Here is an 11,735-nt window from a genome sequence, read left to right as displayed (position 1 = left end):
AGAATGCTAGTTGCGCCTAATGTTCCTGTCCAGAGTGGAAGACCCCATGCCGATCACCACGCCGCTGACGGAGCTTCTCGGGACCAGGCATCCGATCCTGTCGGCGCCCATGGACACGATCGCGGGCAGCCGGCTGACGCGCGCCGTCAGCGAGGCCGGTGGGTTTGGGATTCTCGGTGGCGGCTACGGTGACCGCGCCCGGCTTCAGGCCGAGGCCGCCGAGCTGAAGGGCTTTGCGCCGTTCGGGATCGGCTTCATCACCTGGAGCCTGGCAAAGCAGCCCGAGCTTCTCGACATCGCGCTTGATGCCCGCCCACAGGCGGTCATGCTGTCCTTCGGCGATCCCGCGCCGTTCGCGCCGCGCATCAAGGCGAGCGGCGCGCGATTGATCTGCCAGGTGCAGAGCGAGGACATGGCGAAACAGGCGCTCGATGCCGGCGCGGAGATCTTGATCGCGCAGGGGACGGAAGCCGGCGGCCACGGCGCATCGCGCACCACCGTCGATATCGTGCCCGCGATCGTCGATCTCGCCGCCGGGCGCGTGCCGGTCGTCGCGGCCGGCGGCATTGCCGATGGCCGGGGCCTGGCCGCAATGATGATGTTAGGTGCATCCGGCGTGCTGATCGGCACGCGCTTCTACGCAAGCGTCGAGGCCAATGGCGCTGCGGAAGCGAAGGAGCGCATCCGCACGGCCGATGCAAACAACACGGTGCGCGGCGTCGTTCCCGACTGGTCGCGAAAACTGTTCTGGCCGGCGCCGTTCACCGCACGCACGCTGATCAACACCCATATCAAGAGCTGGACCGGCCGCGAGGTCGAGCTGCTGCAGCGCGCTGACGAGATTGCCAAGGACTATGCCGCGGCAAAAATGGCGGGCGATTTCGAAATCGCGGCCGTCTTTGCGGGAGAAGCGGTCGGCCTGATCCATGATATTCCACCGGCGGCCGAGATCGTCGAACGGATTGCGACCGAAGCCGAGCAGTTGCTTGCCGGCCGGCGCAACTCGCTCGCATCGCTCGCCTGAACCAGGAGAGACACACCATGTGGCCTGACCGTCGACTGATCGATCTCTTCAAGACCGAATTCCCGATCGTGCTGGCGCCGATGGCCGGCGTGATGGATGCGGAGCTGGTGATCGCCGTGGCGGAAGGCGGCGGACTTGGCTCGTTGCCGAGTGCGATGCTGTCGCCGGAGAAGGCGCGCGAGCAGGTCAACATCATTCGCCAGCGTGTGAAGGCGCCGGTCAACATGAACTTTTTCTGCCACACGCCGATCGAGCTCACGGCGGAAGCCGAAGCGCGCTGGAAGCAGCGGCTCACGGGCTATTACACCGAGCACGGCCTCGATCCGTCGGCACCGATCAGTGCGGCGAACCGCGCACCGTTCGATGCCTCTTTCTGCGAAGTCGTCGAGGAGCTGAAGCCGGAGGTGGTCAGCTTCCATTTCGGTCTGCCGGAGGCGGCGCTGCTCAAGCGCGTCAAGGCGGCGGGCTGTCTCGTCATTTCGTCGGCCACCACGGTGAAGGAAGCGGTCTGGCTCGAACAGCGCGGCGCCGATGCCGTCATCGCGCAAGGCGCCGAGGCCGGCGGCCATCGCGGCATGTTCCTGACCGACAAGATTGCCGAGCAGCCCGGCACGTTTGCGCTGGTGCCGCAGGTCGCCGATGCCGTGAAGGTACCGGTGATCGCGGCCGGCGGCATCGCCGACGGGCGCGGCATTGCGGCAGCCTTCGCGCTCGGCGCCTCCGGCGTGCAGATCGGCAGCGCCTATTTGCGCTGTCCGGAGTCCAAGGTCAGCGCGGGCGGCCGCAAGGCGCTTGCCGAGGCGCGGGACGATTCCACCGTCATCACCAATGTTATGACGGGCCGCCCGGCGCGTGGCGTCCAGAACCGCCTGATGCGCGAGGCGGGCCCGATCTCGCCGGATGCGCCGCCATTTCCCCATGCGGCGACCGCGCTGGGGCCGCTGAAGACGGCTGCCGAAAAGCAGGGCAGGGTGGATTTCACCAATCTCTGGGCCGGACAGGCCGTTGCTCTCGGCCGCGAAGTCCCCGCCGCCGAATTGACCCGGGATCTCGCCAAATCGGCGCTGGCCCGTATGAAGGCGCTGGCCGGCTAGGCCGCCCACGCCGGTTGCGGTGCAAAACCGGCCTCTGCTATACGGCACTTAGGTTTTGCCGTGAGAGGCCTTATATAATGTCCGTCGACGCCGCTACCGTCCGCCGCATCGCGCATCTGGCGCGCATTGCGGTGTCCGAGGACGAAGTTCCGCATCTGCAGGGCGAGCTCAACGCCATGCTCGCGTTTGTCGAGCAGCTCTCGGAGGTCAATGTCGAGGGCGTGGAGCCCATGACCTCGGTGACCCCGATGCAGATGAAGAAGCGGCAAGACGTGGTCAATGACGGCGAGATCGCCGACGATATCGTTGCCAACGCGCCTGCGACCGAAGGTCACTTCTTCCTGGTGCCCAAGGTTGTTGAATAGTTTTCAGAGCGTTTTCGAGCGAAGTGGATACCGGTTCGCGTAAAGAAAACGCGTCAAACTAAAGAGTCTCAGGACGCTGTCCGATGTGCATGCTTTGCGACGATGAGAAGGCCTATCAGGCCTACATGAACTACCTCGACAAGATGGAGCGGCAGGGCAAGGCCGCCGACCCCAATGTCGCCGTCAATGCCGTGCTCGACGAGCTTCAGGCCGCCGCGAATGCCGCTGCCAAGAAAGACGACCCGGCCAACGACAAGACCCTGTCTCCGTTCTTCTGCAGCCCGATCAATAAATGACCGATTTGACATCGCTGACGCTCGCCGAGGCCCGCAAGGGTCTCGCCGACAAGACTTTCACGTCGCTCGAGCTGACCGACGCGCATCTCAACGCGATCGAAGCCGCGCGCGTGCTCAACGCCTTCGTGATGGAGACGCCCGACCAGGCGCGCGCCATGGCGAAGGCCGTGGACGAGAAGATCGCCAAGGGTGAGGGCGGCCCGCTCGCGGGCATCCCGCTCGGCGTCAAGGATCTGTTCGCGACCAAGGGCGTGCGCACCACGGCGTGCTCGAAGATCCTCGGCAATTTCGTGCCGACCTACGAGTCCACCATCACCTCGCAGCTCTGGCGCGACGGTGCCGTGATGCTCGGCAAGCTCAACAATGACGAGTTCGCGATGGGCTCGGCGAACGAGACCTCGTGTTTCGGCCCCGTCGGCAATCCCTGGCGGCGCGATGGCAGCAATACGACGCTGGTGCCGGGCGGCTCGTCCGGCGGCTCGGCCTCGGCCGTGGCGGCGCTGTTGTGCATGGGCGCGACCGCGACCGACACCGGCGGTTCGATCCGCCAGCCGGCCGCGTTCACCGCCACCGTCGGCATCAAGCCGACCTATGGCCGCTGCTCGCGCTGGGGTATCGTCGCCTTTGCGTCCTCGCTCGACCAGGCCGGCCCGATCGCACGCACCACGCGCGATGCCGCGATGCTGCTGCGCTCGATGGCCGGGCACGATCCGAAGGACACGACGTCGGTCGATGTTGCCGTGCCGGATTACGAGGCTGCGATCGGCAGGTCCGTGAAGGGTCTCAAGATCGGCATTCCCAAGGAGTATCGTCTCGACGGCATGCCGGCCGAGATCGAGAAACTCTGGAGCGAGGGCGCGGCCTGGCTGAAGGCGGCCGGCGCCGAGCTCGTCGAAGTGTCGCTGCCGCACACCAAGTACGCGCTGCCGGCCTATTACATCGTGGCGCCGGCGGAGGCCTCGTCCAACCTCGCGCGCTATGACGGCGTCCGCTACGGCCTGCGCGAGCAGGGCAAGAACATCATCGAGCAATATGAGAACACCCGCGCCGAAGGTTTTGGCGCGGAGGTGCGCCGCCGCGTCATGATCGGCACCTATGTGCTCTCCGCCGGCTATTACGACGCCTATTATCTGCGCGCCCAGAAGGTGCGCACGCTGATCAAGAAGGACTTTGAGGATTGCTTCGCCAAGGGCGTCAACGCGATCCTGACGCCGGCGACACCGTCGGCGGCCTTCGGCATCGGCGAGAAGGGCGGCGCCGACCCCGTCGAGATGTATCTCAACGACATCTTCACGGTGACCGTGAACATGGCGGGCCTGCCGGGCATTGCGGTGCCCGCCGGCAAGGACGCGCAGGGCCTGCCGCTCGGCCTGCAACTGATCGGCCGACCCTTCGACGAGGAGACGCTGTTCTCGCTCGGCGAGGTGATCGAGCAGGCCGCCGGCCGCTTCACGCCCGCGAGGTGGTGGTGAATGTCGCTGATTTCATCGCGAGCCTCGACGGCGCGGCGCCCGCGCCTGGCCTGAGCGCGCCGCTCGTCGGTCTCTGGTGGGCGGCGAAGGGCGATTGGGACGAGGCGCACAAGATCGTCCAGGACGACAATGGCCGCGACGCCGCCTGGGTGCACGCATACTTGCACCGCGTCGAAGGCGATCTCGGCAATGCCGGCTATTGGTACCGCCAGGCCGGCCAGCCTGCGGCAAAGGATTCATTGGAAGCGGAGTGGGAGCGGATCGCTGCCACGCTGCTCGGGAGCAAGACATGAGCACGGCCACGCACAAGCTTCTGAAGGGCTCGACCGGCGACTGGGAGATGGTCATCGGCATGGAGATCCATGCCCAGGTGACGTCGAACTCGAAGCTGTTCTCGGGCGCATCGACGGCGTTCGGCGGAGAGCCGAACAGCCACGTGTCGCTGGTCGATGCCGCGATGCCGGGCATGCTGCCCGTGATCAACGAGGAATGCGTCAGGCAGGCTGTCCGGACCGGGCTTGGCCTCAACGCAAGGATCAACCTGCGTTCGGTGTTCGACCGGAAAAACTATTTCTATCCAGACCTGCCGCAGGGCTACCAGATCAGCCAGTACAAATCGCCCGTGGTGGGCGAGGGTGAAGTGGTCGTGGAGCTCGACGGTGGGCGCAGTGTCTCCATCGGCATCGAGCGGCTGCATCTGGAGCAGGATGCCGGCAAGCTGCTGCACGACCGGTCGCCGACGATGTCGAATGTCGACCTCAACCGCTCCGGTGTGGCGCTGATGGAGATCGTATCAAAACCGGACATCCGCGACGCCGAGCAGGCCAAGGCCTACGTGACCAAGCTGCGCTCGATCCTGCGCTATCTCGGCACCTGCGACGGCGACATGGAGAAGGGGTCCTTGCGCGCCGACGTCAACGTCTCCGTGCGCAAGCCGGGCGCGCCGCTCGGCACCCGCTGCGAGATCAAGAACATGAACTCGATCACCTTCATCGGCCAGGCGATCGAGTACGAAGCGCGCCGCCAGATCGAGATCCTCGAGGATGGCGGCCAGATCGACCAGGAGACGCGGCTCTACGACCCCAACAAGGGCGAGACGCGCTCGATGCGCTCGAAGGAAGAGGCGCACGACTACCGCTACTTCCCCGATCCGGATTTGCTGCCGCTGGAGTTCTCGCAAGACTTCGTCGACGAGCTGAAGGCGAAGCTGCCGGAGCTGCCGGATCAGAAGAAGACGCGCTTCGTCGCCGACTTCGGCCTGTCGGCCTATGACGCGAGCGTGCTGGTCGCCGAGCGCGAGAGCGCGGTGTTCTACGAAACGGTGCTCGACAGGCTCGCCAACCGCGCCCGCGACGGCAAGATGGCGGCGAACTGGGTGATCAACGAGCTGTTCGGTCGTCTCAACAAGGAAGGCCGGGATATTACGGGCTCTCCTGTTACCTCCGAGCAGCTCGCTGCAATCGTCGACCTGATCGGGGAGGGCACGATCAGCGGCAAGATCGCCAAGGATCTGTTCGAGATCGTCTGGCAGGAGGGCGGCGATCCCCGTGCGCTGGTCGAAAGCCGCGGCATGAAGCAGGTCACGGATCTTTCGGCGATCGAAAAGGTTGTCGACGACATCATCGCGGCCAATCCCGACAAGGCCGCGCAGGTGAAGGACAAGCCGCAGTCGCTCGGCTGGTTCGTCGGCCAGGTGATGAAGTCATCCGGCGGCAAGGCGAACCCGCAGGCGGTCAACGAGCTGCTCAAGTCCAAGCTCGGCGTCTGACGTCACGCGTTCGGACGAGACGGCGAGACGCTCGCCGTCACCTCGCGCGACGTCGAGACGAGACGCGCGCACGCATCGCAGATGGCAAACTTCACCCCGTTGAGGTCACGATGCAGTTGCGAATCGCGGGGGCGCGATTCGCACAAAGCGGCGACTTACACGCGCTCCGATGAGCGCTTCCGCCGTTAAGCATGAAAATAATTTCGTTGCCAAAATTCGCGACTCAGAGTCCGCGACTCGCCTCCGCGAGGCGCTCGCGCGCATTGCAGCGTACGTCATCACGTTGATCACGCGTGATGTGCGCGCGCAGAATAATACTTGCTGCATAGGATATTCTTGCAATCGCGGCTGTTGCCGACGTCGATGTTGCGAGAAGCATTTGCAACTGCAGACGCGTGTCTCTGCGCGTCGGCAAATCAAGCGCGGCTGGCGCACGCGCGCTGCGTCGTCAACACTTCCTTAAGTGAGAAGATGTTTTTTTCGTCGTGTTGGTGTATTCGGGGTGAGTGCACATTCGATCCCCGAATGCGCGCAGCGATTAAAGCCATCTCACACATCGGAGGGCAACATGGCCAAGAAAGCGAAGAAGGCGAAGAAGGCGAAGAGCGCAGTGAAGAAGACTGCGAAGAAGACCCGCAAGGTCGCGAAGAAGAAGAAGTAACTTCGCTTCTGAAGTTGCCGGCTCTCGCAGCCGGCACGTCATCAGCGCCTCCTAGAGGTTCTGGTCGACGATAGAGGGTGTCGGCGAGACATCAGGTCAACGGTCGGATCGTCAGCTTTCACGGGCTCGCTCGTCAAAGCCCGGTCCGGCAGAAGAAACAAGTTTTCTTCGTTCAGTGCGGCTCCCTGAACAAGGGCTCCGCAATTCCACAGACGGCCCTCGGGCTTATTTGGAATTTGGTCCTGACGTGTTCGCCGACGCCCTCGTTCCCTGAGGCCGGGGTATTGCCGGCATTCCCTTTTCCTACATTGCTGATCTGACAATGACGCTAAGCGTCAGCCAGGGTCCACGGTCAGCGGGACAGACCTGATTTGGTGGCGGAGATTAGGCTTCGCCTTCAGCGTCTGCAGGGGCGATCCATGTCGGGGCTGGACCATCCCCGCACCAACCCCATTCGCTCAAGACCTCAATCAAGTCAGCGCAAGAGCACTCATATCCCTCTCTTCCAGGGCCAAAGGAAGAGGACGTGTAGCCGGCCTCACGCATTTGGCCGATGTACGGTCGAATGGATTCGTAACTCGTGCAAACCGCTGTACCGCGCGGCGCTCCAAAATCCCTCACGAGCAGATCGAACCGCTCCTTCCATTGGACGCGATGCGCTAAGGCGGCCCGTTTATCATGCCGCCAATTTTACAGCCTGCTGCGTCCAGTTCCAGGGGAGAAGCTCCGCCGGCCGATTGATCGGATGTCCCTTGGCCATGCGGTCGATGACGTCGACCAGATAGACCTCCGGGGCGAGCCCGTTGAGCTTCGTCGTCTCCAGCACTGTGTACAGGACGGCCGCCCGATCGCCATCGCCCTCGGAGCCAGGAGCAGGAAATTCTTTCTGGTGAGCGCGATCCCGCGCAGGGACCGTTCGGCCAAATTGTTGTCGATGCTGACGTGCCCGCCGGCGACGTGGAGGATGAGCGAATCCCATTGCGTCACCGCATATCCAATCGCCTTGTAGAGCGCGGTCTTCGAGGAAAGCGGCCGCTGCTGCATCTCGAGCCATTCTTGAGATCGGCGAGGATCGGGGCGGCGTGTTCCAGGCGAGCTGCCACACGCCGTTAGCCGTCATGCCGGTGATGGCGGCCTTTACGTCATGGAGCTGCCCGACCTGGGCGCAGCGCCCCATAGTCCTTGTAGGCGTCCGCTTGGATCACCCCGCCTGCGTGGGGAACGACAGGCGGCTGCGGTCACGCCAGCGCCGCCGCTCCCACAAATTGTAACCACAGGGCACGCGCCACTGCGCGCGATGGTTATCGATGTCCAAAAATCCCACGGTAAACCAAATCTGACGAATCGCAGAAGTGCCTGCAAATCAGGGACTTCTTGAATTCCCTGCGCGCGCGGCAGGCGCCTCCGTTTACGTCTGCTTCATCGCGATACTTAAACTGCCATTCAAATTTGCCCGCCATCATCGCCTCCAACAAGCCGGCAAACGGCATTGGGGAAGAGTTGAACAGCGCACGATCCCAGAAGGGGTCAGGCAAATCAGAGTTGGACGGGAGCCGCGCTCGGGGGAACGAGGCGGCATAAGAAAAAAGGGGATGCGTTATGTTTCAGGGTACTTTCGATCTCGATGCGGCAACGCCGATCGATGCAAGCGCGCTGTCGGACGTTCTGTTCGAGCGTGGGATCTATTGGGCGAGCGGCCGCTCGGGCCTGGTCGACCTCGTCGCCGCGCACAAATGGTTCAACCTCGCTGCGCTGAAGGGCCGCAAGGACGCCGTCGCGCTGCGCCAGGAAGTGGCCGGCCAGATGTCGGAGTCCGAGATCTCGGCCGCGCAGCGTGACGCGAGGGCGTGGGTGTCCGCGCACTGAGCGGGCACTGGCGCCAATCTAATCGCGCAACTGGCCCGTGTTTTCATGGGTCGACGCGATTGCGCTGGATCAAGCCAATGAGTCGCGCCGCCGCCTAGACCCGCGGCATGAGCGACATCGAGAAGCACGACGAATGGCTGCCGATTCAGATCGCGCCCGACGATTGCGATCTGGAACTCGGACGGCCGCACAAGACCGGCATTCTTCCGCTGACCTTTCCGTGTCGACGCAGGGCCGGCGTCTGGTTCAATGTCTGGGCCGGCGAGGCGGTGCTGATATCACCCTCGCATTGGCGGATCTGGCGATCCGGCGTCTAGGCGCGGGCACACATATATAAGGAGCGCGCGAATCGGGCTGGGCTCGGCTGTGCGAATCCTTGCGCCAGGCTGTCGCAGCCGCGCGACGATCGCTTTCAGATGAATGGATCTGGATTCTGCTGGGTGGCGGAGAGGGAGGGATTCGAACCCTCGATACAGCTTGAGACCGTATGACGCTTTAGCAAAGCGTTGCCTTCAGCCACTCGGCCACCTCTCCGGTGCGAGCCTTATGCATCTAATTGCTTGGGCCGGTCAATTTCGAAGCGTGTGTTTTTGCTCGAATTCCCAACGATTTCCGCAGCGCTGCGCGCCGATAACGATGGTTTGCTTTCCGGTCGAGACACTTCACGCCGGAAGAGCGGGGGCAGAACCAAGGCGTTGGGCAGGGGTGACAGAGAGAGTATCTGCGGGCGACGCTGTGTCTCCGCGATCAAGCGATTGAATTTACTCGAAGTTTCTTGCGGCGGCTGGCTCTGCGAGGCAAGTGGCCGGCTCGCCGCGCCGTTCGCCACTTATATAAGGCATCGACGGCGAACCTTTGATCTTCGCCAGCGGGGATGCCGGCCCGATTCTTCAATCGGCCAAGTGACTTCAGCACCATAAAGGGGGCTGAACTGCCGGGGATCACCGAGAGTTACGGCGCGTTACACATCCCCTGAGTCTGCGTCCCGATTCCACGATTCGCGCGCGTCAGAGCCGCCTCTGTGTGTAAGCCGACGCGCGCGTCCTCGGATCGGGAATTTCGGCGGCAAATGGAACCGCTCAAAAAAATATAGTAAAAACAATATGTTGCGGGCGCCTTCCGATCACATCTGCGTGTTATTTGTGCAACACCCATCGGAAAACACACGTCGTAGGGCCGTTTCGGAGCGTTCTCTTGTTGTGTGTGCAAGGACGTTCGGTAATTGTGATCGGGCGACGGAGGGGGGCATCCCAAGGTCGTCCCGTTTAGGTCTTTCGCTTAAGTCCCTCGCGTTCATGCGGGTGTGTCCGAAGACGCGAAGGTGACCAAGGCGGGGATTTAAAGGGGGTTGGGGAATTGGCCATTCGGGTCAGTGACCTTCCCTGAAGAGCAACTTGGAGGTTTAACATGAAGTTGGTTAAGAGCCTTTTGCTCGGCTCAGCGGCGGGTCTGATCGCCGTGGGCGGAGCACAGGCAGCCGATCTCCCCGTGAAGGCCAAGGCGGTCGAATACGTGAAGATCTGCTCCCTGTATGGTGCGGGTTTCTACTACATCCCGGGCACCGACACCTGCATCAAGCTGGGTGGTTACGTCCGTGCTGACATGGTTGCCGGTGGCGCCAACGACTACGGCTTCAACAACAGCCAGGCGACCGCGAACGGTGGTTCGAACAACCGTCTGACGAACTACTACTACACCCGCGCTCGTATGGACCTCAACGTCGATACCCGCACGGCGACTGAATACGGCGTTGTCCGTACCTACGCTGACATGATCTTCAGCTACGATACGAGCCAGGTCACCGGCAGCAGCCCGGCGACGTTCAACGGCACCAACCCCGGCCTCGGCCTCTACCATGCGTTCATCCAGTTCGCTGGGTTCACCATGGGCCGTACCGTCTCGATCTTCGACGCTCCGTGGAACAGCTATCCGGCTGGCGGTCCCGACACCATTCCGGGCGGCTCCAACCACGTGACCGGTATCAACCAGTTCGCCTACACCGCGGACTTCGGTCAGGGCATCACCGGTTCGCTGGCGTTGGAAAGCCCCGACACCCAGTCCAACGGTGCGGGCAACCTGTGGAACGTCAACGGCTTCGTGGCCTCCAGTGCTGTTAGCGGCGCTGGCGCGATCGTGACGACCTCGGCTGCTACGAACGCTGGCAACGCGCTGGTCCAGGGCCAGTACGGCGTCAACGCTTGGGGTGGCACGCGCTCGCCCGACATCGTCGGTGCTGTTCGTGTTGACCAGGCCTGGGGTCTTGCCCAGATTTCGGTCGCCGCGCATGACCTGCATCCCGGCTACTACGGCACCACCGAACCGACCGGTCATCCCTCCGACAAGTGGGGTTGGGCTGTCCAGGGTTCGTTGTCGATCAAGAACATCCCGACTGGTGCGGGTGACTCGATCAACTTGCAGGCCGTCTACACCGATGGCGACACGCGCCAGAACTTCCAGGTTCTGTTCCCGCAGCAGTTCTCGATGTACAGCGGCTCGGGCGTCGGCGCCTATCAGAGCCTCGGTTTCGCGGGTCTTGCTGATGGCGTCTTCGGTGCCGGTACCGGTATCGATACCGTCAAGACCTGGGGCGTTCGTGGTGGCTACACCCACAACTGGAGCCCCTACTGGGCGAGCGCCATTTACGGTGGCTACGCTCAGCTGAAGTACGGTGACACGGGCAAGGCTCTGATCTGCGCCAACTTCGTTGCCGCTTACGGTGCCGCCACTGCAACCTGTAACCCCGACTTCAACTTCGGCGTTATCGGCGTCAACACCGTGTGGACCCCGGTCAAGAACCTGGCCTTCACGGCTGACCTGAGCTGGTCGCGCCTGGATCAGAAGTACTCGGGCACGATCGCGATCCCGGCCATCTCGGCCTTCGCGAAGCCGGCTGCGACGTACGAGCTGAAGGATCAGAACTCCCTGACCCTGCTGCTCCGCGCTCAGCGCACCTTCTAATATCGATCTAACGATCGGTAGAGAGCCCCCGGCGGGAAACCGCCGGGGGCTTTTTCTGTTGGGCGATGTGGCGTGCCTGGGGCAGAGCCTGGTCCGACACTCGACTGTCGTCGAGCGAGTTTCGGAAGCCTGAAGGTCTATCCTTCAAGCGTGGTCCATCAACCGGCACCATTGTGGGCTCGCGGCGTCAGTCAAGCGGGCGGGTTCAAACACCGAACAAGAGAGCCCAAG

11 protein-coding genes, 1 tRNA gene and 1 pseudogene are annotated in these 11,735 nt (G+C 63.1%); 10 read left to right on the top strand and 3 right to left on the bottom strand.

The window, feature by feature from the left end:
- Positions 1-46: 46 nt before the first annotated feature.
- The 7 genes from NLM31_RS25570 (at position 47) to gatB (ending at position 6,019) form a co-directional block, all read left to right on the top strand.
- Positions 47-1,024 (top strand): nitronate monooxygenase family protein, encoded by a 978-nt coding sequence (locus NLM31_RS25570; protein WP_254194054.1) that lies wholly within the window; start codon positions 47-49, stop codon positions 1,022-1,024.
- A gap of 17 nt (positions 1,025-1,041) precedes the next feature.
- A complete protein-coding gene (locus tag NLM31_RS25565) occupies positions 1,042-2,118 on the top strand; it encodes a nitronate monooxygenase family protein (protein ID WP_254194053.1) in 1,077 nt (358 codons plus the stop codon).
- 77 nt (positions 2,119-2,195) lie between these two features.
- The gene (gene gatC / locus NLM31_RS25560; RefSeq protein WP_008548395.1) at positions 2,196-2,483 is read left to right on the top strand and encodes an Asp-tRNA(Asn)/Glu-tRNA(Gln) amidotransferase subunit GatC; all 288 of its coding nucleotides are present in this window, start codon (positions 2,196-2,198) and stop codon (positions 2,481-2,483) included.
- 83 nt (positions 2,484-2,566) lie between these two features.
- A complete protein-coding gene (locus NLM31_RS25555) occupies positions 2,567-2,779 on the top strand; it encodes a hypothetical protein (protein ID WP_254194052.1) in 213 nt (70 codons plus the stop codon).
- Complete coding sequence (gene gatA, locus NLM31_RS25550; protein ID WP_254131982.1) at positions 2,776-4,251, top strand: Asp-tRNA(Asn)/Glu-tRNA(Gln) amidotransferase subunit GatA; 1,476 nt, start codon at positions 2,776-2,778, stop codon at positions 4,249-4,251. The genes NLM31_RS25555 and gatA overlap by 4 nt, the downstream gene beginning before the upstream one ends.
- Positions 4,242-4,544 (top strand): hypothetical protein, encoded by a 303-nt coding sequence (locus NLM31_RS25545; protein ID WP_254194051.1) that lies wholly within the window; start codon positions 4,242-4,244, stop codon positions 4,542-4,544. Before gatA ends, NLM31_RS25545 begins: the two co-directional genes overlap by 10 nt.
- Positions 4,541-6,019 (top strand): Asp-tRNA(Asn)/Glu-tRNA(Gln) amidotransferase subunit GatB, encoded by a 1,479-nt coding sequence (gatB, locus tag NLM31_RS25540; RefSeq protein ID WP_254131980.1) that lies wholly within the window; start codon positions 4,541-4,543, stop codon positions 6,017-6,019. The genes NLM31_RS25545 and gatB overlap by 4 nt, the downstream gene beginning before the upstream one ends.
- A gap of 1,337 nt (positions 6,020-7,356) precedes the next feature.
- On the opposite strand, the gene NLM31_RS25535 is transcribed toward gatB, so the two are convergent.
- Both NLM31_RS25535 and NLM31_RS43450 read right to left on the bottom strand, forming a co-directional pair.
- Positions 7,357-7,506: a transposase domain-containing protein gene (locus NLM31_RS25535; protein ID WP_254194050.1), complete on the bottom strand. Its 150-nt coding sequence runs from the start codon at positions 7,504-7,506 to the stop codon at positions 7,357-7,359.
- A gap of 53 nt (positions 7,507-7,559) precedes the next feature.
- Positions 7,560-7,730: pseudogene (locus NLM31_RS43450) on the bottom strand (transposase); the annotation flags it as partial.
- A 549-nt stretch (positions 7,731-8,279) separates the two neighbouring features.
- Between NLM31_RS43450 and NLM31_RS25530 the strand changes: the two are divergent.
- Together NLM31_RS25530 and NLM31_RS25525 are read left to right on the top strand one after the other, a co-directional pair.
- On the top strand, positions 8,280-8,546 hold the full coding sequence (locus NLM31_RS25530) for a hypothetical protein (protein ID WP_234678771.1): 267 nt from the start codon (positions 8,280-8,282) through the stop codon (positions 8,544-8,546).
- Between the two features lie 107 nt (positions 8,547-8,653).
- Positions 8,654-8,863 (top strand): hypothetical protein, encoded by a 210-nt coding sequence (locus NLM31_RS25525; protein WP_254194049.1) that lies wholly within the window; start codon positions 8,654-8,656, stop codon positions 8,861-8,863.
- Positions 8,864-8,987: 124 nt separating this feature from the next.
- Here the strand turns inward: NLM31_RS25525 and NLM31_RS25520 are convergent.
- Positions 8,988-9,080, bottom strand: a tRNA-Ser gene (locus tag NLM31_RS25520).
- Between the two features lie 873 nt (positions 9,081-9,953).
- Here NLM31_RS25520 and NLM31_RS25515 point away from each other — a divergent pair.
- Complete coding sequence (locus NLM31_RS25515) at positions 9,954-11,504, top strand: porin (protein WP_254194048.1); 1,551 nt, start codon at positions 9,954-9,956, stop codon at positions 11,502-11,504.
- Positions 11,505-11,735 lie beyond the last annotated feature (231 nt).

This window comes from Bradyrhizobium sp. CCGUVB4N (genome assembly GCF_024199945.1).
Taxonomy (GTDB): domain Bacteria; phylum Pseudomonadota; class Alphaproteobacteria; order Rhizobiales; family Xanthobacteraceae; genus Bradyrhizobium.
Note: the sequence above shows the minus strand (reverse complement) of the source record. Positions and strands in the feature narration are given on the sequence as shown.